The organism is Roseomonas sp. 18066 (genome assembly GCF_902706185.1).
Taxonomy (GTDB): Bacteria; Pseudomonadota; Alphaproteobacteria; order Acetobacterales; family Acetobacteraceae; genus Pseudoroseomonas.
This window is the reverse complement of the sequence record NZ_CACSJM010000374.1, coordinates 1-431: the sequence shown is the minus strand read 5'-3', so window position 1 is coordinate 431 and position 431 is coordinate 1. Positions and strand designations below refer to the sequence as shown.

The 431-nt window shown below is 67.5% G+C and carries 1 protein-coding gene; it reads right to left on the bottom strand.

Annotated elements, in window-relative coordinates:
* A partial coding sequence (locus tag GVN67_RS29305; protein WP_200845461.1) for a carboxylesterase family protein occupies positions 1–431 on the bottom strand: 431 nt, incomplete at both ends.

The following is a 431-nucleotide window of genomic DNA, read 5'->3' as shown; positions in this document are numbered from 1 at the left end:
AGTCGATGGCGCGCACGGCGGCGGTGCCCAGCAGCGGCAGACCAGCCAGGCGCATCAGGCGCGGACTGCGGGGGAGGAACAGCCGCGCCTCCTCGGAAGTGTGGCCGATCAGCACGTCAATTGCTGGTACCGACCGCTCCCAGGCCGTTTCGATGCCGGATTCTTCCGGGAGCGGATCGTGGCCGTACTGGGTTCCGAACGGCATGGCGGCAAGCATGCCGAACTTTTTGGCTACCTGGGCCACGTGTTCCTCACGTGCCACCACGTCCATGGCCGGGGTCTCCTCCGTCACGGCGTCGGCGGCGATTCCCATGGCATGGTTCATCTTCGCCCTTCCGCGGGCGATGCCCAGCGGCGCGCTCTGGATGATGGCGCGCCGAAAGAGCTGCGGTGCTTCCGGTGTTGCCATCAGGTGCGCAATCGCGTCGCCG